The organism is Nonomuraea sp. NPDC049758, from assembly GCF_040674635.1.
In the GTDB taxonomy this organism is placed as follows: Bacteria; Actinomycetota; Actinomycetes; order Streptosporangiales; family Streptosporangiaceae; genus Nonomuraea.
This window is the reverse complement of the sequence record NZ_JBFAMZ010000005.1, coordinates 162,894-188,764: the sequence shown is the minus strand read 5'-3', so window position 1 is coordinate 188,764 and position 25,871 is coordinate 162,894. Positions and strand designations below refer to the sequence as shown.

Genomic DNA, 25,871 nt, shown 5'->3' with positions numbered 1-25,871 from the left:
GCCGCTACTCCTCGCCGTCCTGCGACGGGTCGATCTGGCCGGGGGTTCTGGAGGGGGCGTCGTCCTTCTTCTTGTCCTGCTCGTCCCGCTGGGCCGCCGATCTGGTCGGCGTCGGCTTCTTCGCCGGGGACTTCGCTGGGGTGCTGGTCCGTTCGCCGCTGGTGGGCGAGGGGGCGCTGCGCCGGGGGGCGGCGGACTGCGAGGGACGCGCGGGATGTGAGGTCGCCGGGGGCGGTTCGGAGTCGGTGACGGTGGTCTTCGGCGCCTCCGTCGGGGCGTCGGTGCCGGGCGGGGTGACGACCGCCGGGATCGTCGGGGCGCGGCCCTGCACCGGCTGGTCCGACTGCTTCGTCCACCAGGCCGCGCCGCCGGTGACCAGGCCCACCAGCAGCGCGCCCGCCGCGATCGCCAGGATCGGCATCCTGCGCGGGCGGCGTACGGCCATCGGGGGCACCGGCACCGGGCCGGTCTGCTCCAGCGGCCCGCCGGTCAGGACCAGTCTCAGCCGCTGCTCGGCCTCCTCCAGCGACATGCGCTGCGCGGGGTTCTTGCGCAGCAGCCCGAGCAGCACGGGGGCGAGCACGCCCGCGCGGGCCAGCGGTTCCGGCTCGGCGTGCATGACGGCGCCGAGCGTGGCCAGGGCGTTGTCCCGGTGGAAGGGGGAGTGGCCCTCGACCGCCATGTACAGCGTCACGCCCAGCGACCACAGGTCGGAGGCGGGCCTGGCCTGGCCGCCGGCCGCCCGTTCGGGGGCCATGAAGGCGGGGGTGCCGATGAGGACGCCGGTCCTGGTGACGGGGGCCTCGTCCTCGGTGGTGGCGATGCCGAAGTCGGTGAGCACCGCCCGGCCGTCCTCGGTCAGCAGCACGTTGTCGGGCTTGACGTCACGATGGAGCACGCCCGCCGCGTGCGCGGCGCGCAGCGCCTCCAGCAGTTGCAGTCCGATGGCGGCGACCTTGGCCGGCGGCAGCGGGCCGTCGGCGCGGATGGTCTCGCCCAGGGTGCGGGAGTGCACGAGCTGCATGACGATCCACGGATGCCCGCCCTCCTCCAGCACGTCGTAGACGGCCGCCACCCCCGGATGCGCCACCCGGCCGGCCGCCCGCGCCTCGCGGAACGTGCGCACGGCGAACACCTCGCGCTCAGGGCCGCTCAGATCCGGTGGTGGCAGCACCTCCTTGACGGCCACGTCACGGCCGAGCACCTCGTCGTGCGCCTGCCACACGGTTCCCATACCGCCCTGGCCGATCGTCCTGAGCAGCCGGTAGCGGCCACCGACCATCCCCGCAGAATCGGACATGCACGGCGACTACCCAAGAAACATCCGGGCAAGCGCGGTGACGACGGCCGCCGCCGCCAGGATCACCAGGAACGGCGCCCGCAGCACCAGGGCGACCACGGCCGCCACCAGCCCCGCCGTCCGCGCCGGGTCGAACGCGGGCCGGCCCTGCTCGGTGAACATCTGCACCGCGATCAGAGCCGACAGCAACGCCACGGGCACCAGTTCGGCGAACCTGCGCACCGCCGGATGGTCCAGCACCCGGCGCGGCGCGGCCAGCCCGGCCAGCTTGAGCGCGTAGCAGCCGAGGCAGACCGCGACGATCGCCCACCAGACCGTCATCGCACCATCACCACCAGCACCGCGACCGCCGACAGCAGCACCGGCACGCCCGGCGGGAAGAACGGGCTGGCCGCCAGCGCGACCGCCGCCCCGGCCACCGCCAGCACCCGCAGCCGCCCGCTGGCGGCCAGCCGCGGCCACAGGATGGCCAGGAACGTGGCCGGGCCCACGGCGTCGAGCCCGAGCACCCGCGGGTCGCCCAGGAAGGACGTGCCGACCGCGCCGGCCAGGGTGGTGAGGTTCCAGGCGACGTACAGGCTGGCGAAGGTGGTGAGGAAGCCGGTGCGCGCCGACGGCTCGTCCGGCTGGGCCAGTGTGACGGCCGTGGTCTCGTCGATCACGCCGTGGGCGGCCAGCAGCCGGCGCGGGCCGCGGACGTTCAGCAGGTCGGCCAGGCGCAGGCCGTAGAGGGTGTTGCGGCCGCCGAGCAGCAGCGCGCCCGCGGCCGCGGCCGTCAGGTCGCCGCCCGCGCCGATCGCCCCGGCCAGCGCGAACTGCGAGGCGCCGGTGAAGGCCAGCAGGCTCAGCACGCACGCCTGGGGCACGCTGAGCCCGGCGGTGATCGCCGCCGCGCCGAACGCGAGACCGGACAACCCCACGGCCAGACCCACACCGAGGCCGTCACGCACCGCGGCGGAACGGCGAGTTGTCTGTTCCATGGGAAACAGCTTATGAACTGGGCAAATATCCGGTCTTGTACGTTCCTGCGGCCTTTTGGTAGGCGGCGGGCGGCACGCCCACGACGCGCTTGAAGTGCCGGTTCAGGTGGGCCTGGTCGGTGAAGCCCACATCCGCCGCCACCTGCGCCGGGCGTACCCCCTCAATGAGCAGCCGGCGGGCCTGCCGCACGCGCAGCGAGGTGAGGTAGGCGTGCGGCGGCAGGCCCGTCACGGCCTTGAACGCGCGCAGCAGCGGGAACGGCCGCACCCCCACCGCCGCCGCCAGCGCCTCCAGCGTCGGCGGGTCGAGCAGGCTCTCGTGCAGCAGCGCCATCGCCTCGCGCACCGCCTGCCGGCCCGCGCCCGGCGGGCTCGCGTCCGGCCTGGGCGCGGCGTGCCTGCTCAGCAGCTTGGCGAACAGCGTGCGCGACAGCGTGGAGGCGGCCAGCGCGTCGCCGCGCTCGGCCGCCTGGTGCGCCCGCCCGAGCAGGGTCGCCACCTCCGGGTCACGCACCACCTGGTGGGGGAAGTACGGGGTGGCCAGGGGCGCGTCGAGCTCGGCCGCGATCCCGGCCAGCGCCTCGACCGACGGATACAGCATCCGGTACGCCCACCCGCCCGGCGTGCCCGCCTGACCGGTGTGCACCGAGTCGGGGTTGACCAGCACCAGCTCGCCCGCGCCCGCCCGGTGCAGGGTGCCGCGGTAGTCGAACTCCTCCACGCCCGCCACGATCAGCCCGATGGCGTACCCGTCGTGGACGTGCCGGGAGAAGCGGTGGGTGACGTAGCGGGCCTTGAGCAGGTCGGTCTCGGGGACCGCCGGATGCCGCCAGAACCGGGCCCGTTCCCGCGCGCCGTCGTGCTCCGGCGTCATTCCGGGCGGAAGGTCTTGACGAAGGTGTCGAACCAGTGCCGGTCGGCGGCCCAGCGGGAGTCGAGGGTCTCCCAGTACAGGGCGTACGGGCGGCCGGCCGCGGTGTGGAAGCCCCGGTTGATCACGTGGATGAGCTGGCCCTTGCGCATCTGGGTGAACTCCCAGTCGGAGGCGCGCAGGCCGAGGTATTCGGTGGGGGTGATGCCGATCCGGGTGTAGTGGTCGAACTCGCCCTTGGCCTTGATCTCCTTCTCCAGGCCGAGCCAGTGTTGTTGCGGGTCCTTCCACGGGATGTCGGGGACGGTCCACTCGACGATCATCGCGCCGGGGGTGCCTGGGCCGGACAGGCGGATGCTGTCCCTGGTCGGGTTCTTGGCGGCCGTCCAGGTCTTGGGGACGGCCATGGAGAAGTGGCCGGCGTCGCTGGTGAGGGGGCGCCAGCCGGCGGGCACCGCCGGGGCCGTGGGGGTCGGCTCGCCGGTGGGGTCGTCAGTGGGTTTCTCGGTCGGCTGGGGGCTCGGCTCGGGCGTCGGGGACTTCGACGGCGGCGTCGAGGGATCGGGGGTGGGGTCGCCGGTGGCGGGCGGCTGGGCGCCGGCCGTCGGGGTGGGCGTGGCGGACACTGACAGCTGGTCGTAGAGCAGCACGCCGCCGCCGCCCAGGAGCGCCAGGACGGCCACGGTGGCGGGCACCGCGATCCACATCGTCCGGCCGCGCCGCCGCGGGTCCCCCGGGACCGTCCGGTGCGGCGGCCGCGCGTCGCCGGTGACGGGCTGCGATCCCTGCGGCGCAGGGTAGGGGCCGCTGGGGGTGGGATGGGGGCCGCTGGGCGTGGCGTGCGGGCCGTGCGGGCCGTGCGGGGCCGGGTTCTGGGGGTACGGGCCTTGGGGGGACGGGCCGGGGGCGGCGGGTCCCGGGGCCGGGAAGGGGGCCGACCACATGGGGGTCTGGTCGGCCAGCAGCGGCTGCCCGGTGGCCACCTGGTGGAGCAGGCGCGCGGCCTCGCCGGCCGGCATCCTGGCCGCCGGGTCGCGCCGCAGCAGCCCCATGATGACCGGCTGCAACGCCCCCGCCCGCACGGGCGGCTCGGGCTCGTCGCGCAGCACGGCAGCCACCGTGGCCGCCCACGAGTCGCGCTTGAACGGCGGCCGCCCCTCCACCGCCGCGTACAGGGTGGCCCCCAGCGACCACAGGTCGGACTCCGGACGGGCGGCCTCGCCGTTGAGCCGCTCCGGCGGCATGTACGCCGGGGTGCCCACCAGCCCGCCGGTCGCCGTCAGCCCCGACTCGGCCTCCAGGGCGGCGATGCCGAAGTCGGTCAGCACGACCCTGCCGTCGTCGGCCAGCAGCACGTTCTCGGGCTTCACGTCACGATGGAGCACCCCGGTGGCGTGGGCGGCCCGCAGCGCGTCGAGCACCCGGCCGCCGACCATCGCCACCAGCGCCGCCGGCAGCGGCCCGCGCTCGCCGATCACCTCGGCCAGCGAACGGGACCGGACGAGCTGCATGACGATCCACGGCCGGCCGTCCTCCTCGACGACGTCGTGGATGACGATCACCGACGGGTGGTCGAGGCGGCCGGCCGCCCTGGCCTCCCTGATGGTCCTGCGGTTGAGGTCGGCCCGCTTGGCGTCGCCCACGCCCGTGTAGCGGACCTCCTTGATCGCCACCGTACGGTCGAGCAGCTCGTCGTAGGCACGCCAGACCACCCCCATGCCGCCCTCCCCGAGGGGCTCGATGAGGCGATACCGGTTGCTGACCTGCCTTTCCACGCAGGGAAGCCTACTTGGCGGGTTTGAAGGTCGCGCTGAAGCCCTCGAAAAGGTGGTAGTCCTTCTTCCAGTGGCTGTTGAGGGTGTGCCAGTAGATGGCGTACGCCTTCCCGTTCTCGGTGATGAAGCCGCGGTCGCGCACCCGGGTCTTGCCCGTGTTGGTGTTCCAGGTGAAGTCCCAGTCGGCGGCGGCCTTCATGTAGTCGACCTTCTTGATGCCGATCTTCTTGTAGCCGCCGAAGTTGTGCTTGAGCGACGGCTCCTGCTTCTTCCAGTCCTTGTACGGGTCCTTGCCGGGCTTGGCCGCCTCCTCGATCATCAGGTAGGCGTTCGGGGCCGCGCCGGGGCCCTTGAACTTGACCTGCCGGCCGCCGCGGTCCCAGACGTCCCAGCCCTTGGGCAGCCCGATGGAGAAGCCGAGCTCCTTGTCCTTGTACATCTTCCAGCCGCTGGGCAGCGGGTCGGAATCGTCGGTCTTGTCCGGCGAGGCCGAGGGCGAGGAGGACGGCGAGGACGAGGGCGTGCCCGTGGCCGGCGGGTTCGACTCGGTGCCCGAGGTGGACTCGGTGGGCGCGGCGGACGAGGTGTGGGCCTTGGCCGACTGCCTGGCCTGCGGCGGCCTGGACGAATGGTCGTCGGGGGCCGACCTCAGGCCGAGATAGCCGCCGACCCCGGCGACCAGCACGACCGCCGCGGCGGCCAGCGCGATCGGCCCGAACTTGCGGCCCTGCTGGCGGCTGCCCACCGTGGGCTCGCCGGTGGGCTCGCCGGGGAGCGCGGAGTCCCTGGTCGAGGGCGGGATTCGCCCGCCGGTCCCGACGGGCGGCGGCGTGCCGACGGCCCTGCTCCTCGGCGTGGGCGCGGGTCTGGGCGTGGTCCGGGGCGCGGGCCTGGGCGGGGGGACGGGCAGGTCGGGGTCGGTCGGGGTGTCGTCCTCGTCCTCGACGGGGTCCGGGGCGGGGACGGCGGCGCGCAGCTTCCGGCTGGGGAAGCGCCTGGTCTCCGCCGGGCTCGACGCGGTGGCGGCCTCGCGCAGCATCCGCGCGGCCTCCTCGTACGTCAGGCGCTGCACCGGCTCCTTGACCAGCAGCCCGCTGATCACCCCGGCCAGCGGCCCGGCGTGCGGCGCGGGGTCGGGCTCGTCGGTCAGGACGGCGTGCATCGTGGCCAGCGCCATGCCGCGCTCGTGCGGCGAGCGGCCCTCGACGGCCGTGTAGAGCGTCGCGCCCAGCGACCACAGGTCGGACTCACGGCGCGCGGGCAGCCCCTTGAGCCGCTCGGGCGCGATGAACGCGGGGGTGCCCGCCAGGCCCGTCACGGTGAGCTGCGTCTCGGTCTCCAGCGTGGCGATGCCGAAGTCGGTCAGCACGACCCTGCCGTCGTCGGCCAGCAGCACGTTCTCGGGCTTGACGTCGCGGTGGAGCACCCCGGCCTCGTGCGCCCGGTGCAGCGCGTCGAGCACGGCGACGCCGATCTCGGCCACCCGCTCGGGCGGCAGCGGCCCCTCCTGCTTGATCACCGCGCCCAGGGAGCGCGACTGGACCAGCTGCATGACGATCCAGGGCCGGCCGTCCTCCTCGATCACGTCGTGGACGACGATCACGTTGGGGTGCTCGAACCTGGCCGCGGCCCGCGCCTCGCGCATCGTGCGCCGGTTGAGCAGCTGCACCTCGTCGCCCAGGGCAGCGGCGTAGCGGACTTCCTTGATGGCGACGGTGCGGTCGAGGAGCTCGTCGTGGGCGCGCCAGACGATGCCCATGCCCCCCTTGCCGATGGGCTCCAGCAGCTCGTACCGGCCGGCGATGCGGCGTCCGTCCTGCTTGCGATCCGACATCAACGGCCTCAAACCCTCCCTCTCGGCCAAGAAATACTCCCATAGCGAGGGATCATCGGCGACTCGCCGGAAGGTCAGTCCGCCATATGAGAAGGAACGTCCAGCAGGTGGAGGCGGGTGTAAGGTTTCAGACATGACTTGTCGCTACACCTTTACCGAGCCGGCTCCGGGAGGGCCGGTCGTCAGCTAGCGACCACCTGGAGTCGGCACAAGGCAGAGACGCCCCGTCTCTGCCTTTTTGGTTTTCCTGCCGGCTTCGCTGGGCCGGCCCGAGTGGGGAGTCGACATGACATCGACCTTGGAGCGGCACATGGTGACGATCGGCGGGCTGCGCGTGGGGCACGGCCCGGCCGTGGTGATCGGCGGGCGGGTGAGCCTGCGCCCGCATCGGGGGCAGGTCGACGCGCGTGAGGCGCTGGGGGAGCGGGCCACGCTGGTGGAGCCGTACTCGGCGGCCGACCTGCCGGCGATCGCGGCGCTGGCCGACGCCGTGGTGGTGGGGGCCACGTGGACGCGCGACATCCCGCTGGTGCGGGCCGCGGCCGGGCTCGGGCTGCCGGTGGTGGTCGAGCGGCGGCCGTCGGCGTCGGTGGAGGAATGGGTGGGCCTGGCGGGCTACTGCGCGGCCGAGGGGAACGACCAGGTGGTCCTGTGCGAGGGGGGCCGGCTCGACCTCGGGGTGCTGCGGGCGGCGCGGGCCGCGTCGGGGCGTCCGGTGCTGGCCGACGTCTCGCGCGACCCTGGGCTGGCGGCGGCGGCCGTGGCGGCGGGCGCCGACGGCCTCGTGGTCGCCGGTCCCGGCGGCTCGGGTGGCTCCGGGGGCTCGGGCGGCTCCGGGCGGGCGGACGAGGCTGCGGACGTGCGGGCGGCCGAGGAGGCCGTGACGCTGGTCGGCGCGTTGTTGCGGCCCGAGTCGCCGGCGACGCTGGCCGAGTGCCGGGAGGCGATCGACCGTGTCGATGCGGCGCTGGCGACCCTCCTGGAGCGGCGCGCCGCCCTGGCGGGCGTCGTGCAGCGGCTCAAGCCGGTGGGTGGGTTCGCGGGGCGGGACCTGGCGCGGGAGCGGGCGCTGGTGGCGCGGATGGCGACGCGGGCGCCCCAGCTGGGGGAGGAGCGGCTGGCGGCGGTGATGAACGCCGTCATCGAAGCGGGCCTCCACCTGGCCGAGGAACGCGCCCGCCACTGAGCCCCTCCCTGAGCCTCGGGCAGGCCGTCTCTAAGCTGCGGGAGGGCCGCCTCTTGGTCACCGCCGAGCCGTGGGCAGGCCGTCTCTGAGCCGCCTCTGAGCCGCGGGCGGGCCGCCCGCTCGCGGATCGGGAGCCTCTGGTCGAACGTCGTGCGGGGGCGGCCGGGGTGTGGGGGCGATGAGGCCGGGGGCGGGACGCTCGCGGCTCAGGGGGTGGTGAGGCGGTAGTTGTGCAACGGGCGGCCGGGGCCGGTGGCGATCTGCTGGTTGATCAGCTCGGCGAAGCGGCGGTAGCCGTCGCCGGTGGGGTGGAAGCTGCGGGCGTTGACGGTCAGCGGGTCCATGTCCACGGCCAGGCTGTTGAGGTACGGCTGCGGCGTGCCGGCCTCGTGGCCCGTGAAAGCCTCGTAGGCGTCGACGTACTCGACGCTGCCGGGGGCGCCGAGGCCGGCCAGGCCGCGGTCGTGCTCGGCCGTGACGGCGCCCACGGTGTCGTTGAGCCTGCGCGTGACGGTGTTGAGCCACCGCTGGTCGGCCACGCTCAGGTTGTCCACCGTGCGGACGGGCGAGGCGGGGAACGGCCTGGGGTAGCCGAGCACGATGACCCGGGCCCCCGGCGCGCGGGCGCGCAGCTCACCGAGCACCCTGGTCAGGCTGGGCCGCAGCTCGGCGATGCGCCGGGCGACCGTGGCGTCCTGGTTGACGCAGGCCGACGACCAGGGCAGCTTGACGATGCACCCGGTCAGGACGTCGGTGAACCCGGCGTCGTTGCCGCCGATGCTCAGCGTCACCAGGCTGGCCGACGGGCCGACCCGGGTGATCTGGGGCTGCTGGCCGTACTGGCCGGACAGGAGCTGGCGGGTGGTGGCGCCGCTGCAGGCGTAGAAGGCGCTGCCGCCGGTGAACGGGTGGGCCTTCGCCACCAGCGGGACGTAGGAGCCGCGGGCGCGGTGGCAGCGGTCGGCGCCGTCGTTGACCGGGCCGGCGTCCTGCTCGTAGACGCCCTCGCCGGAGGAGTAGGAGTCGCCGAGCGCGACGTACGTGCCGCTCAGCGCGGCCTGGACGGGCGTCAGCCGGGTCAGCCGCGGCAGGTCGCCGCGCGGCTCCTGCAGCGGCTGCGACGGGCAGCCGGGGGAGAGCACGGCGCAGGCGAGCTTCCGGTAGACGCCCAGCGGCACGCCGACCAGCGCGAGCGCGGCGCCCACCGCCGCTGCCGCCGCCGCGACCCGCCACACCTGCCGCCCCCGCCCCCGCCGCTCCGCCCCGACCCCGACCGGCGCCGACGGCTCGACGGCGGGCACGCCGGACGGCCCGGTGGCGGGCTCAGTGGCGGACACGGTGAGGGGCATGGTGGCGGACATGGTGGCGGACATGGTGGCGGACACGGTGGCGGGGTCGGGCCCGGTGGTGTCCGGTGGCTCGGTGACGGGGACGGCGGTCGCCGCCCGGCCGAGCGCGGGATCGAGTGTGTCGTCCAGCTTGTCCAGTGTGGCCTCCCCCGAGCGGCGACTCCTGCCCGGACGAGACTAACCCGCCTCCTACGCGGCCTCCCGCGTCCGGCGGCGGCGGCGTACCACCAGCCAGCCGAGCGCGATGCCCGCGACCAGGGCCGGGATGAGGAAGAAGGCCACCCGCTGATCGCGGTCGGCGAACGGCATCAGCAGGATCACCAGCGCCAGGAACCCGAGCGTCAGCCAGTTGGTGTACGGCGAGCCCGGCATCGGGAACGCCGACCGGTGCCCGGTGGCGCGCAGCCGGGTCTGGCAGTAGACCAGCACCCCCCACGTGGTGATCACCCCCAGCGAGGCGACCGCCGTGGCGATGTTGAAGGCGCGCTCTGGAAGGTAGTAGAACAGTGCCACGCCGCCGAGGAACATGGCCGCGGTGAACACGATCCCGCCGATCGGCACGTGCCGGGAGCTGAGCGCGGCGGCGAAGGCGGGGGCCTCCCGCTTGGTGGCCATCGACCGCAGGATGCGGCCGGTGGCGTACAGGCCCGAGTTGCAGGACGAGAGCGCGGCCGTGATCACCACGAGGTTCATCGCGTCGGCCGCCCAGGGCACCCCGAGCCCGGCGAAGAACGTGACGAACGGCGAGGTGCCGGCGCTGTAGGCGGTCCAGGGCAGGACCATCGCCAGCAGCAGCACCGAGCCCACGTAGAAGATCGCGATGCGCCAGATCACGCCGTTGATCGCCCGCGGCATGACCTCGTGCGGCCGGGCGGTCTCGCCGGCGGTGATGCCGACCAGCTCGATCGAGGCGTAGGCGAACACCACCGACTGCAGGCTCATCAGCACCAGCGGGAAGCCGGTGGGGAAGAAGCCGCCGTGCGCGACCAGGTTGCGCGGCCCGGCGTCGCCGACGGCGAAGACCACCAGCACCAGCGCGACCACCAGGAAGATCACGATGGCCAGCACCTTCAGCATCGCGAACCAGAACTCCAGCTCGCCGAACAGGCGGACCGACAGCAGGTTGACCACCAGCACGAACCCCAGCGCGAGCAGCGCGGTCAGCCACTGGGGGAAGCCGCCGGCCCAGTAGTGGACGTACGCGGCGATGGCGGTCAGTTCGGCGATGCCGGTGAAGGCCCAGTTGACCCAGTACATCCAGCCGCTGGCGAAGGCCGCCCACGGGCCGATGAACTCGCCCGCGTACTCGACGAAGGAGCCCGAGGCCGGGCGGTAGAGCACCAGCTCACCGAGCGCCCGCATGACGAAGAAGGCGGCCAGCCCGGCGGTGGCGTAGGAGAGCACGAGCGCGGGCCCGGTGGCGGCCAGGCGGCCGCCCGCGCCGAGGAAGAGGCCGACCCCGATCGCGCCGCCGATCGCGATCATCTGGATCTGGCGGTTGCCCAGCGCGTGGCTGTACCCCTCGTCGGACTGCGTGCGCACCCGGTGTCTCCTTCATTACTTTGCGTGAGGGAGACGATATCGAGGCCGGTGGCCGCGACGCTTCCGGCGCGCCGGTCCCGCGGGGCGCGCGAGGCGGCTCCGGGATGTCGGTCCGGCCCACTAGAGTCGGAGCGCACCATCGCATCCAGACCCGGGGAGGCGCCGCTCCATGTCGTCCAGCGACTCGTTCGTCCATCTGCATGTGCACACCGAATACTCCATGCTCGACGGGGCCGCCCGGCTCAAGCAGATGTTCAAACAGGTCGGCGACCTGGGCATGCCCGCCATCGCGATCACCGACCACGGCAACATGCACGGCGCGTACGACTTCTACAGGCAGGCCACGGGCGCCGGCATCAAGCCGATCATCGGCATCGAGGCCTACGTCGCGCCGGAGCTGCGGCACAACAAGAAGCCGGTGCTGTGGGGCGAGCCGCACCAGAAGAAGGACGACGTCTCGGCGGGTGGCTACTACACCCACATGACGATCTGGGCGCGCAACAAGACCGGCCTGCACAACCTGATGAAGCTCAGCTCGCGCGCCTACACCGAGGGCTTCGTGCGCAAGTGGGCCCGCATGGACGCCGAGATCCTGGCCGAGCACGCCGACGGCCTGATGGCCACCACCGGCTGCCCGTCGGGCGAGGTGCAGACGAGGCTGCGGCTCGGCCAGTACGACGAGGCGCTCAAGGCCGCCGCGAAATATCAGGAAATCTTCGGCAAGGACAATTTCTTCCTGGAGATCATGGACCACGGCCTCGACATCGAGCGCCGGGTCCGCGACGGCCTGACCCGCATCAGCAAAGAGCTCGCCATCCCGCCGCTGGTGACCAACGACTCCCACTACACCTACGAGTCCGACGCCGCCTCCCACGACGCCCTCCTGTGCATCCAGACCGGCAAGCAGCTGTCCGACCCCGACCGCTTCCGCTTCGACGGCTCCGGCTACTACATCAAGACCGCCGACGAGATGCGCGCCGTCGACTCCTCCGACCTGTGGGCCGAGGGCTGCCGCAACACGCTCCTGGTGGCCGAGAAGGTCGATCCGACCGGGTTCTTCGAGTTCAAGAACCTCATGCCCACCTACCCCATCCCCGACGGCCTGACGGAGAGCGAGTTCTTCCGCAAGACCGTCTGGGAGGGCATGGACCGCCGCTGGCCCGAGGGCTACGACGACGAGCACAAGCGGCAGGCCGACTACGAGATCGGCATCATCGAGCAGATGGGCTTCCCGAGCTACTTCCTCGTGGTCGCCGACTTCATCATGTGGGCCAAGCAGAACGGCATCCCGGTCGGCCCGGGCCGTGGCTCGGCGGCCGGCTCGCTGGTGGCGTACGCGATGGGCATCACCGACCTCGACCCGCTCCCGCACGGCCTGATCTTCGAGCGCTTCCTCAACCCCGACCGCGTCTCCATGCCCGACGTCGACATCGACTTCGACGAGCGCAGGCGCGGCGACGTGATCCGCTACGTGACCGAGAAGTGGGGCGCCGACAAGGTCGCCATGATCGCCACGTTCGGCACCATCAAGGCGAAGGCCGCCATCAAGGACGCCGGTCGCGTCCTGGGCTATCCCTACGCGCTGGGCGACAAGGTGTCCAAGGCGTTCCCGCCGGCCGTGATGGGCAAGGACATCCCGCTGTCGGGCATCTTCGACAAGGACCACCCGCGCTACAACGAGGCCGGCGAGCTGCGCCGGCTCTACGAGGAAGACGTCGACGTCAAGGCGACGATGGACCTCGGCAAGGGACTGGAGGGCCTGATCAGGCAGACGGGCGTGCACGCCGCCGGCGTGATCATGTCCCGCGAGGTGATCACCGACCACATCCCGATCATGCGCCGCGACTCCGACGGCGCGATCATCACGCAGTTCGACTACCCGACCTGCGAGACGCTCGGCCTGCTGAAGATGGACTTCCTGGGCCTGCGCAACCTCACGATCATCGACGACTGCCTGAAGATGATCGAGTCCACCACCGGCGAGCAGATCGACCTGCTGAAGCTGCCGCTCGACGACCGCAAGACGTACGAGCTGCTGGGCAGGGGCGACACGCTGGGCGTGTTCCAGCTCGACGGCGGCGGCATGCGCTCGCTGCTGCGGCTGATGAAGCCCGACAACTTCGAGGACATCTCGGCCGTCGGCGCCCTCTACCGTCCCGGCCCGATGGGCGCCAACTCCCACACCAACTACGCCCTGCGCAAGAACGGCCAGCAGGAGATCACCCCGATCCATCCGGAGTTCAAGGAGTCGCTGGCCGAGATCCTCGACACGACCTACGGCCTGATCGTCTATCAGGAGCAGGTCATGGCCATCGCGCAGAAGGTCGCCGGGTTCTCGCTCGGCAAGGCCGACCTGCTGCGCCGCGCGATGGGCAAGAAGAAGAAGGCCGAGCTGGACAAACAGTTCGAGTCCTTCGAGAGCGGCATGAAGGACAACGGCTACTCGGCCGACGCCGTCAAGACGCTCTGGGACATCCTGCTGCCCTTCTCCGACTACGCCTTCAACAAGGCCCACTCGGCGGCCTACGGCCTGGTCTCCTACTGGACGGCCTACCTCAAGGCCAACCACCCGGCCGCGTACATGGCGGCGCTGCTGTCGAGCGTCAAGGACGACAAGGACAAGTCGGCCCTCTACCTCAACGAGTGCCGCCGCATGGGCATCAAGGTGTTCCCGCCCGACGTCAACGACTCCGACTTCGACTTCACCCCGCGCGGCACCGACATCCGCTTCGGCCTGTCGGCGGTGCGCAACGTCGGCGGCAACGTCGTCGACGGCATCATCTCGGCGCGCAAGTCCAAGGGCCGCTTCGCCGACTTCAAGGACTTCCTGCGCAAGGTGCCCGCGATCGTGTGCAACAAGCGCGTGATCGAGTCGCTGGTCAAGGCCGGGGCCTTCGACTCGCTCGGCCACGTGCGCAAGGGCCTGGTCATGGTGCACGAGCAGGCCGTCGACGCGATCATCGACATCAAGAAGAACGAGGCCATCGGCCAGGACTCCCTGTTCGGCGCGATCGACGGCGGCGAGGACCAGACCTTCGACGTGCAGATCCCGCCCGGGGAGTGGGACAAGAACACGCTGCTGCAGTTCGAGCGGGAGATGCTCGGCCTCTACGTCTCCGACCACCCGCTGTTCGGCGTGGAGCACATCCTGGCCGCGGGGGCCGACTGCTCGATCGCCGCCGTCCAGGACGAGAGCCGGGCCGACGGGCACGTCGTGACTCTGGGCGGCATCCTGAGCGGGGTGCAGCGCAAGGTCACCAAGAAGGGTGACACGTGGGTGCTCACCCAGCTCGAGGACCTCGAAGGCGCGATCGAGGTGATGATCTTCCCGTCGGCGTACCAGCTGTGCTCGACGATCCTGGCCGAGGACGCGATCGTCTTCGTCAAGGGGCGCATCGACAAGCGGGAAGACGTCGCGAAGGTCATCGCCATGGAGGTGACCGCGCCCGACCTGACCCAGGAGGCGGGCGGCCCGCTGCTGGTGAGCCTGCCGCTGACCCGGTGCACGCCGCCGGTGGTCGGGCGGCTGAAGGAGATCCTCACCACGCATCCGGGCACCTCGGAGGTGCACCTCCAGGTGCACAACGGGCCGAAGACGACCGTCATGCGGGTCGACGACCGCCTGCGGGTGTCGCCGTCACCGGCGCTGATGGGCGACCTCAAGCAACTCCTCGGCCCGGCCTGCCTGGGCGCCTGACCCTCCGGAGCCTCCCCGGCCGGTTTGTGGGCGGGTGCCAAGGCGGGCGGGGGAGGTGGGCAAAGGTCGCCGTCGTGTCCCGGCGCGCGGGTGGGGCAGGATCGCAGGGTGAGCGAACTGCACTACCTGACCGCGACCGAGATGGCCCGCCTGATCAGGGCCGGGCAGGTGAGCGCCGTGGAGCTGCTCCAGGCCCACCTCGACCGCATCGAGCAGGTCAACCCCCAGGTCAACGCCATCGTGACGCTGGTGGCCGAGCGGGCGCTGGAGGCGGCCAGGGCGGCCGACGCGGCCGAGCCCGAGGGGCCGCTGCACGGCGTCCCGGTCGCCCACAAGGACCTGGTGGACACCGCGGGCATCCGCACCACGTACGGTTCGCCGCTGTTCGCGCGGAACGTCCCCGACAAGGACGACCTGATCGTGCGCCGCCTGCGCGCCGCCGGGGCGATCACGATCGGCAAGACCAACACGCCCGAGTTCGGCACCGGCTCGCACACCGTCAACGAGGTGTTCGGCGCCACCAGGAACCCCTACGACCTGGTCAGGTCGGCCGGCGGCAGCAGCGGCGGGGCCGCGGCGGCCCTGGCCACCGGCATGGTCCCGCTGGCCGACGGCTCGGACATGGGCGGCTCGCTGCGCAACCCCGCCTCGTTCTGCAACGTCGTGGGCCTGCGCCCCACGCCGGGGCGCGTCCCCGACCCCTCCGACACGGCCGCCTGGTACACGCTGGCGGTGCCGGGGCCGATGGCGCGCACGGTCGACGACCTCACGCTGATGCTCGGGGCCGTCGCCGGGTTCGACCCCCGCTCGCCGTTCGCGATCAAGGAGGACTTCTCGCCCGAGCCCGAGCAGGGGGTGCGCGGGCTGCGGGTGGCGTGGAGCCCCGACCTGGGCGGGCTGCCGGTCGACCCGCGCACGGCCGCGGTGACCGCGACGGCGCCGGCCGTGTTCGAGGAGCTGGGGGCGCACGTGGAGCAGGTCGCGCTCGACCTGTCGGACGCCGAGGACGCCTTCCGGATCTACCGCGCCTGGTACTACGCCCTGTCCTTCGGCGACCTGACCGGCCTCGGCCCCAACACGAGCTGGAACGTCGAGCGGGGACGCACGGTCACCGGCGCCGACCTGGCCCGCGCCGAACGGCTGCGCAGCGGCCTCTACCAGCGCATGGCCGGCTTCTTCGACACCTACGACGTGCTGATCGCGCCGGTCAGCCAGGTGCCGCCGTTCCCGGTGGAGCAGCCGCACGTGAGCGAGATCAACGGCGAGCGGCTGCCCGACTACCTGGCCTGGATGCGTTCGGCGTACTGGATCAGCGTGCTGCACGCGCCGGCGGCCTCGGTGCCGGCCGGGTTCACGCCCGAGGGGCTGCCGATCGGGGTGCAGATCGTCGGGCGGCCGTTCGCCGACGCCCGGGTGCTGCGCGTGGCCCGCGCGTTCGAGCAGGCCACCGGCCACGGCCTGCGCCGCCCGCCGGTCTAGGGCTCGATGCCGTACGGGTGCCGCAACGGCGACTCGCGGTAGCCGTGCATGCCCTCCAGCAGCCCGAACAGGCCGACCGCGAGCAGCGGCCAGGCCACCAGCACCCCCTCGGCGGTCAGCTTCAGCGCCCCGGGGACGATCCGCACCCCGGGCTCGGCCGCGGCCTCCACCACCACCGCGCCGACCGTGAACGTGGACCCGGCCCACAACGTCAGGAAGCTGCCCGCCACCCCGCCCGCGCACAGCCCGAGCAGCACCGCCAGCATCCAGCGTCGCCCGGCGAACCACGCCAGACCGCCGCAGAGCAGCCCCAGCGCGCCCGTGATCACCGCGAACCAGCCGTCGGCCGCGATCAGCGCCTGCGTGGTGAGGTCGGCCAGCACCAGGCCGTGCTCGGTCACCTGGTAGGGAGCCCGCGGCGAGATCGCGGACCAGCTCAGCCCGGCGGCGACCCCGAGAGTGGCGAGTATGAGGACAGTTACCGCAAAAGCGCGTACTTCCCTCGTCACGCCATTCCCCCTCACAACTGCATCCGAACCAGCTCGATGGTATCTCCCGGTTAGGCTCGCTTCGTGATTGCAGAAGAGGTCTGGCTGATCGAGCCCTCCGGCCCCCTCCGCGGGGACGTCGTCGTACGGGGCTCCAAGAACGGTGTGTCCAAGCACATGGTCGCCGCCATGCTGGGCAACGGCGAGAGCAGCATCCACAACGCCCCCGACGTGGGCGAGGTGGGCATCACCGCGGCGATGCTGGAGGCGCTCGGGATCCACGTCGAGATCGCCGGTTCCGAGATCCGCATCGAGCGCGGGGCGGAGATCAGGCCGCGGGTGCCCGACGCGTTCACCGGGCTCAACCGCATCCCCATCCTCATGCTCGGGCCGTTGCTGCACCTGGCGGGGGAGGCGTTCGTGCCGCTGGTCGGCGGCGACCCGATCGGGCGGCGGCCGGTGAACTTCCACGTGGAGGCGTTGCGCTCGATGGGGGCCGAGGTGGAGGTGGGCGACACCGGCATCTCGGCCAAGGCCAAGCGGCTCAACGGGGCCCGGCTCGAACTGCCGTACCCCAGCGTGGGGGCGACGGAGACGATCCTCATGTCGGCGGTGCTGGCCGAGGGCAAGACCGTGCTGAAGAACGCCGCCATGGAGCCCGAGGTGGTGGAGCTGGCGCTGTTCCTGCAGCGCATGGGCGCCCGGATCGAGCTGTCGCCCGACCGCCGGATCGTCATCGAGGGCGTCGACCACCTGCGCGGCGCCTCCACCTGGCTGACCGGCGACCGCATCGAGGCGTTCTCCTACCTGGCGGCCGGGCTGATCACCGGGGGAGAGGTGCGCGTGCACGGCTGCCCCCAGGACCGCCTGGTCACCGCGATCACCACGCTGGCCAGGATGGGCGCCCGGTTCGACATCAACGACGAGTACCTGTGCGCCACCGCCCCGCCCGAGGGGCTGCGCTCGGCGGCCGTGCAGACCGACACCCACCCCGGCTTCATGACCGACTGGCAGACGCCGCTCATGGTGCTGTTCACGCAGAGCCAGGGCATGTCGGTGCTGCACGAGACGGTCTTCGAGAACCGCCTGGTCTACGTGCCCGCGCTGCAGCGGATGGGCTGCGAGATCGAGGTGTTCGACCAGTGCCTGGGCGGGCCGGCCTGCCGCTACCACGACACCAACGCCCGGCACTCGGCCGTGGTGCGCGGCGTCTCCAAGCTCAGGGGCGCCGACGTGACGCTGCCCGACATCAGGGCCGGGTTCTCGGCCGTGCTGGCCGCGGCGGTGGCCGACGGGACGTCCACGCTGCGCGGCGTGCACCACATCGAGCGGGGCTACCACCGGCCGTACGAGCAGTTCGCCTCGCTTGGTCTGAACATCCGAAGAGAACGGTAAAGACCGGGGAAGTGGGCGTTTGCCGATGATCTGCTGGTTGCAGATCATCTGCGTGACCGTACTCAGATCCATCGGTGGCCTCGCCATGGCGGGGGCGCTCGGCGGGGTGCTGGCGGCGGCACTGGCCGTTCCCGTGGTGAGCGGCGGCGGCCTGGCCGCCAAGAACGTCGCCGACACCTTCGTCGACCTGCCGCCCGCGCCCCGCGAGGAGCCCCTGGCGCAGGTGACCAGGCTGCTGGACAAGGACGGCAGGCAGTTCGCCCAGTTCTACGAGGCCAACAGGACGGCCGTGCCGCTCGGGGCCGTGGCGCCCCTGATGCGCAAGGCCATCGTGGCCATCGAGGACGCCCGCTTCTACGAGCACGGCGGCCTCGACGTCCGGGGCACGTTGCGGGCGTTGCTCACCAACACGCAGGCGGGCGGCATCCGGCAGGGCGGCTCGTCGCTGACGCAGCAACTCGTCAAGAACATCCTGGTCGAGAGCGCTCGCACCGATGCCGAACGGGACAAGGCGCGCGCCCCCAACCTGGCCCGCAAGATCACCGAACTGCGGTACGCGATGGCCCTGGAACACAAGTACCGCAAGGACGAGATCCTTGAGCGCTACCTCAACATCGCCTACTTCGGCGCGGGCGCCCACGGCGTGGAGGCGGCGGCCCGGCGCTTCTTCTCCACCACCGCCTCCAAGCTGACGCTGACCCAGGCGGCCACGCTGGCGGGGGCGGTGCGGATGCCGTACTCGACCGACCCCTCGCTGGGCCGCTCGCACCAGGCGCGGCTGAAGGAGCGGCGCGACCTCGTGCTGGACCGGATGGCCGGGCTCAAGCTCATCACGCAGGCCCAGGCGAGCGCCGCCAAGAGCACGCCGCTGGCCCTGCGACTGAAGCCCGAGCCGGGCGGCTGCGGGCAGAGCGCGTACCCGTACTACTGCCTGTACGTCCAGAACGAGATGTTGTCGAACCCGGCGTTCGGCAACACCCCGGCCGAACGGCGGGCCAGGATGGCGAGGGGCGGCCTGGTGATCAGGACCGGCCTGGACCCGGTCGCGCAGCGCGCGGCCGAGCACGCGATCCGGCGGCACGTCTCGCCGGAGGACACCGAGGTCGCCGCGGAGGCCATGGTCGAGCCCGGCACCGGCCGGATCAGGGCGATGGCGGCCAGCAAGGAGTTCGGCCGCAACCGCGGCAACAAGAAGAACGGCCCGAGGACCACCTTCAACCTGCCCGCCGACGTGGCGCACGGCGGCGGCCAGGGCTTCCAGGCGGGCTCGACGTTCAAGGTCTTCACCCTGGCCACGGCGTTGCAGCAGGGCTGGCGGTTCGGCGACGGCTTCCAGACGCCGGGGGAGCTGGTGCCCGCGCAGGGCTACCGCAACTGCGCCGGCCGGCCGGTCAACGACCCCGGCACGCGCATACTCAACGCCAGCGGCGAGGGCTCGGGCGGCCCGCACAGCATCGAGACCGGCACCTGGAAGTCGGTGAACATCTTCTACATGATGCTGGAGCGCAAGGTCGGGCTCTGCAACGTGGTCAAGACGGCCAGGGCCCTCGGGGCGGTGCGGGCCGACGGCCGGCCGCTGCGCGAGGTGCCGACGTTCACACTGGGCGTCAACGAGATGGACCCGGTGACGGTCGCGGGGGCCTTCGCCACGTTCGCGGCGCGCGGCTTGCACTGCCGGCCGCTGGCGATCGTGGAGATCACCGACCGGAGCGGCCGGCGCGCGCACGTTCCGCCGTCCTGCGAGCAGGTCATGGAACGGCCGGTCGCCGACGCCGTCAACCACGTGCTGTCCGGGGTGTTCGACAAGGGCACCATGCAGGGGCAGAGCATCGGCCGCCCGGCGGCCGGCAAGACCGGCACCAACAACGGCTACACCTCGGCCTGGTTCGCCGGGTACACGCCGGACCTGGCGGCGGCGGTGAGCCTCGGCGACATCCGGGGCTCCTACCGCTACCCGCTGCAGGGCGTGCAGATCGGCGACCAGTACTACGGCGCCGTGCAGGGGGCGTCGCTGCCCGGCCCGATCTGGGTCGAGTCGATGCAGCAGGCCCTGGACCACACCGAGCCGAGAGGCTTCCCCGGGCCGGACATGGGCCGGTTCGGCGGCGGGTTCACGCCCGGCCTGAAGGAGGCCGAGGCGCAGGAGCAGGACAAGAAGAAGAACCGGCGGCAGGGCGAGCGCGCGTTCTTCCGGCATCACCGGCGGCTGTTCGAGTGGCTGCTCGGGCAGGGCCCGCCCGACCCGTCGTTCCGCCGGCCGCGCCACCGCTCCCGGTAGCCGCCCGCCGGGACGCTCAGCCCGCCTTGCCGATGGGGGCGGTGACCGCGCGGGTGAGGGTGACCAGGTTGTCGGGGGCGGTCTCGATCTGGAGCCCGCGCCGGCCGGCCGAGAAGTAGATCGTCTCGTGGTCGAGCGCCGAGGAGTCGACCACGGTGGGAAGCTGCTTGCGCTGGCCGAGCGGGCTGATGCCGCCCACCACGTAGCCGGTCACCCGCTCGACCTTGGCCGCCTCGGCCATGGCGGCCCGCTTGCCGCCCAGCGCCGAGGCCAGGGCCTTGAGGTCGAGCTTGCCCGACACCGGCACGACCGCCACCGCGAGGCCGCTCTCGGTCTCGGCGACCAGCGTCTTGAAGATGCGGTCGTAGGGCACGCCGAGCGCGTCGGCGGCCTCCTCGCCGTAGGCCTGGGCGCTCGGGTCGTGGTCGTAGGGGTGGAGCGTGAAGTCGGCCTTGGCCTTGGTCAGCGCCATGGTGGCCGGGGTGCCGCCGCCCTTGCCTTTCGTTTTGCTCACGTCTGACAAGTGTAGCGAATCTACATTGTAAAGGCGCGGCCCGGCGTGTACCCGAGCGCCCGCCGGAAGACGTCGATGAACGCGCTGGCCGAGGCCCAGCCGCAGCGATGGGCGACCACGGTCACCGGCAGGCCGTCGGCCAGCAGCAGCAGCGCCTGGTGCAGGCGGAGCTGGGTGCGCCACTGAGGGAAGCTCATGCCGAGCTCGCGGCGGCACAGCCGGGCGAGCGTGCGCTCGCTGGTGCCCGCCAGGGCGGCGAGGGTGGCCAGGGTGCGCCCGTCGGCGGGGTCGTCGTGCAGGGCGGCGCAGACGGCGGCCAGGCGCGGGTCGCGCGCGGCGGGCACGTGGAAGGGCTGCTCGGGGGCCCGCCTGAGCCGGTCGAGCAGGACGGCGAGCAGCCGTTCGCGCTCCTCGCCCACGGGGGCGTCGTCGTCGGTGTAGGCCATGACGAGCTCGCGCAGCAGCGGGCCGACGGCGAGCACGGCGGGCCGGCCGAGGTCGAGCGGATTGTCGGTGAGCCCGACCAGGCGCAGGTCGGTGCTGCCGTGGGCGCGGTGTTCGTGCACGGTGCCGGCGGGCACCCAGATGGCGCGGTTGGCGGGGGCGACCCAGGTGCCGGCGTCGGTGGTGACGGAGAGCATGCCGGCGCAGGCGTAGGCGATCTGGTGGGTGTCGTGCCGGTGGGCGTCGATGCCCGTGCCGGGGGCCAGGGGGCGGCGGCCGGTGGGCGCCACGGGGGTGTGGCGGATATTCGGCATAGATTGGCATTTTATCGGAAGCAGGCCAGGTCGGGCCGGGGACATCATCGGTGGCGTGAACAGGATCCGGTCGCTGGCGGCTGGGCACGCGTGCGTGGACTTCTACCAGGGCGCGGTGCCCGCGTTGGTGCCGTTCCTGGTGTCCGGGCGGGGGTACGGCTATGTGGCGGTGTCGGGGATCGTGCTGGCGGCCACGTTGTCGTCGTCGGTCGTGCAACCGGTCTTCGGGCTGCTGACGGACCGGTGGCGGATGCCGTGGCTGATCCCGTCGGCCATGGTGGTGGCGGGGGCGGGCGTGGCGGCCGCCGGGGTGACAGGGTCGTACGCGGTGACGTGGCTCGCGGCGGCGGTGTCGGGGCTGGGGGTGGCGGCCTACCATCCGGAGTCGGCGCGGCTGGCCAGGATCGCCAGCGAGGGCGGTCACGTGCGGATGAGCTGGTTCTCCTTGGGCGGGACGCTGGGGTTCGCCGCGGCGCCGGTGCTGGTGACGCCGCTGCTGTCGGCGTGGGGGCTGGGGGCCTCGCCGTTGCTGGCCGGGCCGGCGGTGCTGGGGGCGGTGCTGACGCTTCCGGCGGTGCGGGCCCTGGCGGGCGGCCGGGGCGGGGCGCGTCCGGCGATGCGGGCGGCGGGGCGTGACGACTGGCCGGGGTTCGCCCGGCTGACGTCGGTGATCGTCTTCCGGTCGGTGGTGTACGTCGGTCTGAGCGCGTTCGTGGCCCTGTACGTGGGCGGCGGCGCGGCGGGCGCGGTGGCGTTGTTCGTGCTGTTCGCGGGCGGGGCGGCGGGCACGGTGCTGGGCGGCCGGCTGGCGGCCCGGTGGGGGAGGGTGCCGGCGATGCGGGCGGCGTACGCGGCGGCGGTGCCCGCGGTGGCCGGGGTGGTGCTGGCGCCGGGCCCGCTGGTCTACGTCTTCGTCGCCGCGTCGTCGGTCGCCCTGTACGTCCCGTTCTCCCTGCATGTGACCCTGGGCCAGGATCTCCTGCCGAACCGGGTGGGCACGGCGAGCGGCGTCACGCTGGGGCTGGCGGTGAGCGTGGGCGGCCTGACCAGCCCGCTGGTGGGCGCGGTGGCCGAGGCCGCCTCGCTCCGGACGGCGCTGGCCTGCCTGATCGTCTTCCCGGTGCTGGCCTGGCTGCTGGCGCGGACGTTGCGGGAGCCGGCGCTGGACGCTGCCTAGCCGGTGGCGGTGCGCAGGCGCAGGACGGCGGAGTTGTCGCGCTGGGCGGGGTCGAGGCGGGTGGAGGTGACGTGCATGGTGACCGGCAGGGCGGCGTCCGCGTCGCGGCCGACGGAGAGCTTGGCGGAGATGCGGACCGGCCGGCCGGGGTGGATGACGTCGATCACGCATTCGGCCCGGTGGTCGCCGTGGCGGCAGGTGGCGCCGTCGACGGAGGTCAGGGTGGCGCCGGTCGGGAGCGTGAGGGTGACGGGCACCTGGGCGGCGGCCATGAGCCCGCGCATGGTGACGGTCGCGGTGACGGTGGCGGTGCCGCCGCGGCGGACGGGCGCGCCGGGACCGGCGGCGTCGAGGGAGAGGGAGTCGTAGACGCCTTTGGGGTCGGCCTGGCCGACGATCGCGCCGTAGCCCTCCGCGTTGAGCGCGGTGGCGACGGAGTTGCCGTCGGGCTCGCCGTCCTCCTTGCCCGCCGACAGCACGCCGACCAGGTCGTCGCTGCCGCGGACGACCCATGGCCCGCCGCTGTGGCCCTTGGCCAGGTGGCAGTTGTAGGTCTCCATCCGTCCGGCCGGGTCGCCGGTGCCGGCCAGCCGGGCGGCGAGCATGTCGCCGGTGGTGTTCTCGCCGCGGGCCTGCTGGGTGCGGCCGAGGCACCAGAGCTGGTCGCGGCCGTCGTAGGGGCGGCGGCCGAGCACGCCGGGGTAGCCGGTGGTGGCGATGGTGAAGCGGCCGCCCTCGTTGCGCAGGGGGGTGAAGGCGCCGACGGTGTCCTGCAGGGTGCGCTTCCGGCCGCCGACCTCGACGAGCGCGACGTCGTAGACGGAGTTCCAGTCGCCGCCGGTGCGTCCGGTGTAGGCGTCGGGCTTCCAGGCGCGCCGTCCGCCCCATCTGCCGTACGGCTCGCGCTGCGCTGCGGTGGCGGCGCGGCCGTCGTAGGCGGGGACGAAGGCGAAGTTGGTGTGCCAGGTGCCGGACGCGGAGCCGTCGGGGCTGCTGTAGACGCAGTGGGCGGCCGTGATGACCAGCAGCCTGCTGGCCGAGCGGACGACGGAGGCGCTGCAGGAGTCGTCGCGGCCGGTGGCGTTGACGAAGAACAGGCGTCCGGTGGCGCGGCTGTTGCCGTCGGCGGTGTACGGCCGGCGCACGGGGGCGTAGCCGTTGGCGTCGCCACCGGGGGTGAGCCGTTTGGCGCCGGGCACGCTGCGCCGCTCGGCCGCGCTGTTCTGGGCCGCGCTGTTCTGAGCGGCGCTGTGGTCGGCGGCGCTCTGGGCGGCCGTGTCGTGGCCGGTCGTGCTGGGGGGGAGGGCGAGGGCCTTGGCCTTGGCCTGTTTGCCGGGCGTCCAGTAGCGGGCGGCGCGTCCCGGGCGCATGAGCGGCGACGACGCGGCGCCCGGACTGCGGTCCCGGCTCTGCACAGGGCTCTGGGCAGGGCTCTGAGGGCTCTGGGCAGGGCGCTGTGCGGGCCTCTGGGCGGGGCGCTGTGCGGCGGAGGCCTTGAGCGGCGGCGGTTCGGCGGTGGCGGGCGCGGTGACGAGGGCCGTGGCGGGCGCGGTGGTGAGTGCGGTGGCGAGTGAGACGCCGGCGAGCGCGGCCAGCGTGGTGACCAGGGTCTTCGACACGATGTCCCCTTGGGCGGTCCGAAGCGATTTCGATCACTGTAAGTCATGACTTCATCGCTTAACGTGACGCAACGGGACGTGTCGCGCCCGGTCAGCCCGCCGCGGCGTCCCCCGGGGCGAGGAACTCGGCGGTGCTCGCCTCGCCGGGTTCGCGGTCGGGGCGCAGGCCGCGCCAGGAGGGGTGGCGCAGGCGGCCGTCGCCGGTGACCTCGGCGTACTGGACCTCGCCGACGACGCGGGGCTCGACCCAGTGCGCGTGGCGGGCGTGCTCGCGCGGGACGGGCTCGTCGAAGGGCGGGCCGGGGCGTTCCAGGGGCGTGAGGAGGTCCTGGAGGTCGCGCAGCATCTGCTGGGTGAAGCCGGTGCCGACGTGCCCGACGTAGAGCAGGCGGCCGCGCGGGTCGTAGGCGCCGAGCAGCAGCGAGCCGATCATGCCGGACCTTCGTCCGCCGCCGGGGTGCCAGCCGCCGATGACGACCTCGGCGGCGCTGACGTTCTTGACCTTGGTCCATTCGCCGCTGCGCCGGCCGGGCCGGTAGGGGGAGCCGAGCCGCTTGCAGACGATGCCTTCGAGCCCGAGCTGGCGGGAGGAGTCGAAGGCGCGGTCGGCGTGGTCGGCGAACCACACGGGCACCTCCCAGCGGAAGCCGGGGCGCAGGGTGTCCTCCAGCAGCTCGCGGCGCTCGCGGTAGGGGCGGCCGATCACGCTGTCGGCGTCGAGGTGCAGGATGTCGAAGGCCATGAACGTCACCGGCACCGCCCGGGTGAGCTCGGCGACGGTGGCGGGGTTGCGCTGGTGCATGCGGGGCTGGAGGGCGGCGAAGCTGGGGCGTCCGGTCTCGTCGAAGGCGACGATCTCGCCGTCGATCACGGCCGCGTGCCGGCCGGTGGAGCCGGCCATGAGCTGCAGCTCGGGGTAGGCGGGGGTGATGTCCTTGTTGTTACGGGACATCAGGCGGACCGAGCCGCCCTCGACGTAGGCGAGTGCGCGTACGCCGTCCCACTTCATCTCCACGGCCCAGCCCTCGCCCTGGACGGAGGTCAGGGTGCCCAGCTGGGCCATCATCGGCGCGTAGGCCGGCAGCCCCACCATGGATCATGCCGTACCCCGGGGGGTTGCTCGACAGTGGCGGGCCGGGGTCTACAAATGGTCAAGCGGGGTGTCTTCCACCAGTTCGCCGAGGTCCACACCGTGTTCGTCCAGTTCGGACACCGTCTTGCAGTAGCCGCGCAGGTACGTCCGGCCGTTGACGCGGTGGGAGACGCGCAGCAGTGGACGATCATCGAGGATGATCGCCTCCACCAGGATGCCGCCGGGGGCTCGCCACTGTCCCATGCCGCCCAGGGTAGGCGAGTGGACATAATGGACATGTAATGCGAAAGGCGTTACGAACCGCCTACGCCGCGCCGAGCGGGGCAAACAGCCTCAAGGTTATTTTTAACTCACCGAGAGTTTTCTTTGCCGCAGGGTGTTAGACGCCTGCCGGGCCGGGCAGAAGGGGGCCAGGCCATTCCCCCGGCCGTGACCGCGCCCCCGTGGCGGCCACGGCCACTCGGCCCCGGCTTGGCCCGGTCCGGGGCTCCGGCGGCCGCGAGCGCGGTGTCGGCGAACGCCGCGCTCGCGGCCCC

Annotated in this window: 20 protein-coding genes; 6 read left to right on the top strand and 14 right to left on the bottom strand. The window is 72.8% G+C overall.

The features are described from left to right. Positions 1 to 4: 4 nt before the first annotated feature. From AB0J46_RS15155 to AB0J46_RS15130, 6 genes are read right to left on the bottom strand one after another with little or no spacing between them, the layout of a single operon-like run. Positions 5 to 1,300: a protein kinase gene (locus tag AB0J46_RS15155; protein WP_364331386.1), complete on the bottom strand. Its 1,296-nt coding sequence runs from the start codon at positions 1,298 to 1,300 to the stop codon at positions 5 to 7. Between the two features lie 9 nt (positions 1,301 to 1,309). Continuing rightward, complete coding sequence (locus AB0J46_RS15150) at positions 1,310 to 1,621, bottom strand: AzlD domain-containing protein (protein ID WP_358293921.1); 312 nt, start codon at positions 1,619 to 1,621, stop codon at positions 1,310 to 1,312. Continuing rightward, on the bottom strand, positions 1,618 to 2,280 hold the full coding sequence (locus AB0J46_RS15145; RefSeq protein ID WP_357968077.1) for an AzlC family ABC transporter permease: 663 nt from the start codon (positions 2,278 to 2,280) through the stop codon (positions 1,618 to 1,620). The genes AB0J46_RS15150 and AB0J46_RS15145 overlap by 4 nt, the downstream gene beginning before the upstream one ends. Before the next feature lie 10 nt (positions 2,281 to 2,290). Next, positions 2,291 to 3,154, bottom strand: a complete 864-nt coding sequence (locus tag AB0J46_RS15140) for an AraC family transcriptional regulator (RefSeq protein ID WP_364331382.1) — start codon at positions 3,152 to 3,154, stop codon at positions 2,291 to 2,293. Continuing rightward, positions 3,151 to 4,926, bottom strand: a complete 1,776-nt coding sequence (locus AB0J46_RS15135) for a protein kinase (protein ID WP_364331379.1) — start codon at positions 4,924 to 4,926, stop codon at positions 3,151 to 3,153. Before AB0J46_RS15135 ends, AB0J46_RS15140 begins: the two co-directional genes overlap by 4 nt. Before the next feature lie 10 nt (positions 4,927 to 4,936). Beyond that, positions 4,937 to 6,760: a serine/threonine-protein kinase gene (locus tag AB0J46_RS15130; RefSeq protein ID WP_364331377.1), complete on the bottom strand. Its 1,824-nt coding sequence runs from the start codon at positions 6,758 to 6,760 to the stop codon at positions 4,937 to 4,939. A 286-nt stretch (positions 6,761 to 7,046) separates the two neighbouring features. On the opposite strand from AB0J46_RS15130, the gene AB0J46_RS15125 reads away from it, so the two are divergent. Further along, a complete protein-coding gene (locus AB0J46_RS15125; RefSeq protein WP_364331374.1) occupies positions 7,047 to 7,946 on the top strand; it encodes a chorismate mutase in 900 nt (299 codons plus the stop codon). 206 nt (positions 7,947 to 8,152) lie between these two features. On the opposite strand, the gene AB0J46_RS15120 is transcribed toward AB0J46_RS15125, so the two are convergent. Both AB0J46_RS15120 and AB0J46_RS15115 read right to left on the bottom strand, forming a co-directional pair. Beyond that, the gene (locus AB0J46_RS15120; RefSeq protein WP_364331371.1) at positions 8,153 to 9,319 is read right to left on the bottom strand and encodes an SGNH/GDSL hydrolase family protein; all 1,167 of its coding nucleotides are present in this window, start codon (positions 9,317 to 9,319) and stop codon (positions 8,153 to 8,155) included. Positions 9,320 to 9,484: 165 nt separating this feature from the next. Next, positions 9,485 to 10,837, bottom strand: coding sequence for an amino acid permease (locus AB0J46_RS15115; RefSeq protein WP_364331368.1), 1,353 nt, complete (start codon positions 10,835 to 10,837; stop codon positions 9,485 to 9,487). Positions 10,838 to 11,006: 169 nt separating this feature from the next. Between AB0J46_RS15115 and dnaE the strand changes: the two genes are divergently transcribed. Together dnaE and AB0J46_RS15105 are read left to right on the top strand one after the other, a co-directional pair. Further along, positions 11,007 to 14,534 (top strand): DNA polymerase III subunit alpha, encoded by a 3,528-nt coding sequence (gene dnaE / locus AB0J46_RS15110; RefSeq protein WP_364331365.1) that lies wholly within the window; start codon positions 11,007 to 11,009, stop codon positions 14,532 to 14,534. Positions 14,535 to 14,642: 108 nt separating this feature from the next. After that, complete coding sequence (locus AB0J46_RS15105; protein WP_364331362.1) at positions 14,643 to 16,013, top strand: amidase; 1,371 nt, start codon at positions 14,643 to 14,645, stop codon at positions 16,011 to 16,013. Here the strand turns inward: AB0J46_RS15105 and AB0J46_RS15100 are convergent. Further along, a complete protein-coding gene (locus AB0J46_RS15100) occupies positions 16,010 to 16,522 on the bottom strand; it encodes a hypothetical protein (protein ID WP_364331359.1) in 513 nt (170 codons plus the stop codon). The genes AB0J46_RS15105 and AB0J46_RS15100 overlap by 4 nt on opposite strands. Positions 16,523 to 16,585: 63 nt before the next feature. Here AB0J46_RS15100 and murA point away from each other — a divergent pair, with 63 nt between their 5' ends. Together murA and AB0J46_RS15090 are read left to right on the top strand one after the other, a co-directional pair. Next, positions 16,586 to 17,896, top strand: a complete 1,311-nt coding sequence (gene murA, locus AB0J46_RS15095) for a UDP-N-acetylglucosamine 1-carboxyvinyltransferase (RefSeq protein ID WP_358293905.1) — start codon at positions 16,586 to 16,588, stop codon at positions 17,894 to 17,896. Positions 17,897 to 17,948: 52 nt separating this feature from the next. Continuing rightward, positions 17,949 to 20,174, top strand: a complete 2,226-nt coding sequence (locus tag AB0J46_RS15090) for a transglycosylase domain-containing protein (RefSeq protein WP_364331355.1) — start codon at positions 17,949 to 17,951, stop codon at positions 20,172 to 20,174. Positions 20,175 to 20,190: 16 nt separating this feature from the next. Here AB0J46_RS15090 and ybaK read toward each other — a convergent pair whose 3' ends face one another. Beyond that, entirely contained in the window at positions 20,191 to 20,646 is a 456-nt protein-coding gene (ybaK, locus tag AB0J46_RS15085) for a Cys-tRNA(Pro) deacylase (RefSeq protein ID WP_364332235.1), read from the bottom strand. Positions 20,647 to 20,708: 62 nt separating this feature from the next. Continuing rightward, on the bottom strand, positions 20,709 to 21,446 hold the full coding sequence (locus tag AB0J46_RS15080) for a helix-turn-helix transcriptional regulator (RefSeq protein ID WP_364331352.1): 738 nt from the start codon (positions 21,444 to 21,446) through the stop codon (positions 20,709 to 20,711). 55 nt (positions 21,447 to 21,501) lie between these two features. On the opposite strand from AB0J46_RS15080, the gene AB0J46_RS15075 reads away from it, so the two are divergent. Next, on the top strand, positions 21,502 to 22,623 hold the full coding sequence (locus AB0J46_RS15075) for an MFS transporter (RefSeq protein WP_364331349.1): 1,122 nt from the start codon (positions 21,502 to 21,504) through the stop codon (positions 22,621 to 22,623). On the opposite strand, the gene AB0J46_RS15070 is transcribed toward AB0J46_RS15075, so the two are convergent. The 3 genes from AB0J46_RS15070 to AB0J46_RS15060 all read right to left on the bottom strand — a co-directional run bounded on the left by AB0J46_RS15070 (position 22,620) and on the right by AB0J46_RS15060 (position 25,578). Further along, on the bottom strand, positions 22,620 to 24,242 hold the full coding sequence (locus AB0J46_RS15070; RefSeq protein ID WP_364331346.1) for a trypsin-like peptidase domain-containing protein: 1,623 nt from the start codon (positions 24,240 to 24,242) through the stop codon (positions 22,620 to 22,622). The genes AB0J46_RS15075 and AB0J46_RS15070 overlap by 4 nt on opposite strands. Positions 24,243 to 24,333: 91 nt before the next feature. Beyond that, positions 24,334 to 25,335 carry a non-homologous end-joining DNA ligase gene (gene ligD, locus AB0J46_RS15065; protein WP_352358387.1) on the bottom strand — a complete coding sequence of 334 codons (1,002 nt, stop codon included), beginning with the start codon at positions 25,333 to 25,335 and terminating at the stop codon, positions 24,334 to 24,336. Positions 25,336 to 25,383: 48 nt separating this feature from the next. Further along, positions 25,384 to 25,578: a hypothetical protein gene (locus AB0J46_RS15060; RefSeq protein WP_352358385.1), complete on the bottom strand. Its 195-nt coding sequence runs from the start codon at positions 25,576 to 25,578 to the stop codon at positions 25,384 to 25,386. Positions 25,579 to 25,871: the final 293 nt, after the last annotated feature.

Excerpts from the sequence above, each read along its gene's own strand:
- AB0J46_RS15155 (WP_364331386.1), bottom strand. The coding sequence starts at position 1,300 with ATGTCCGATTCTGCGGGGATGGTCGGTGGCCGCTACCGGCTGCTCAGG.
- AB0J46_RS15150 (WP_358293921.1), bottom strand. The coding sequence starts at position 1,621 with ATGACGGTCTGGTGGGCGATCGTCGCGGTCTGCCTCGGCTGCTACGCG.
- AB0J46_RS15145 (WP_357968077.1), bottom strand. The coding sequence starts at position 2,280 with ATGGAACAGACAACTCGCCGTTCCGCCGCGGTGCGTGACGGCCTCGGT.
- AB0J46_RS15140 (WP_364331382.1), bottom strand. The coding sequence starts at position 3,154 with ATGACGCCGGAGCACGACGGCGCGCGGGAACGGGCCCGGTTCTGGCGG.
- AB0J46_RS15130 (WP_364331377.1), bottom strand. The coding sequence starts at position 6,760 with ATGTCGGATCGCAAGCAGGACGGACGCCGCATCGCCGGCCGGTACGAG.
- AB0J46_RS15125 (WP_364331374.1), top strand. The coding sequence starts at position 7,047 with ATGACATCGACCTTGGAGCGGCACATGGTGACGATCGGCGGGCTGCGC.
- AB0J46_RS15120 (WP_364331371.1), bottom strand. The coding sequence starts at position 9,319 with ATGTCCGCCACCATGTCCGCCACCATGCCCCTCACCGTGTCCGCCACT.
- dnaE (WP_364331365.1), top strand. The coding sequence starts at position 11,007 with ATGTCGTCCAGCGACTCGTTCGTCCATCTGCATGTGCACACCGAATAC.
- ybaK (WP_364332235.1), bottom strand. The coding sequence starts at position 20,646 with ATGGCGCTGACCAAGGCCAAGGCCGACTTCACGCTCCACCCCTACGAC.
- AB0J46_RS15080 (WP_364331352.1), bottom strand. The coding sequence starts at position 21,446 with ATGCCGAATATCCGCCACACCCCCGTGGCGCCCACCGGCCGCCGCCCC.
- ligD (WP_352358387.1), bottom strand. The coding sequence starts at position 25,335 with ATGGTGGGGCTGCCGGCCTACGCGCCGATGATGGCCCAGCTGGGCACC.
- AB0J46_RS15060 (WP_352358385.1), bottom strand. The coding sequence starts at position 25,578 with ATGGGACAGTGGCGAGCCCCCGGCGGCATCCTGGTGGAGGCGATCATC.